The following is a 381-nucleotide window of genomic DNA, read 5'->3' on the forward strand; positions in this document are numbered from 1 at the left end:
CCAAACGACTCAGCATGGAGAAGCGTGGTTGATGGTGGGAATAGTTCAGGATTGAGGCTTTCGCGATAAATATCGGCAACGGCGATATCAAATCCTAATAGCGCCGCACTCTGGGCTATCGCCCGGTTGACATGCCCCGCACCAATCAACACCAGACGTGGACGCATACCATGGACGCTGATAAATACTGACATTGCACCTCCACAATCTGACCCGACAGCATCCGCACCGTTACGAGCCATACGTCCATGGAATAATCGCGGCTTACGTTCCTGCAATGCCTGAAGCGACTCTTCAATCACCTTCCGCTCAACCATTCCGCCACCAATTGTACCGACGATAGAACCATCGGCGCGCACTAACATTTGTGCAGAATGGCGG

1 pseudogene is annotated in these 381 nt (G+C 52.8%); it reads right to left on the reverse strand.

The features are described from left to right. A pseudogene (locus tag E0L35_RS26795) lies at positions 1–194 on the reverse strand (XdhC family protein); the annotation flags it as partial. Positions 195–381: the final 187 nt, after the last annotated feature.

Origin of the sequence: Halomonas sp. ATBC28 (assembly GCF_005937175.1) — a bacterium.
In the GTDB taxonomy this organism is placed as follows: Bacteria; Pseudomonadota; Gammaproteobacteria; order Pseudomonadales; family Halomonadaceae; genus Vreelandella; species Vreelandella titanicae.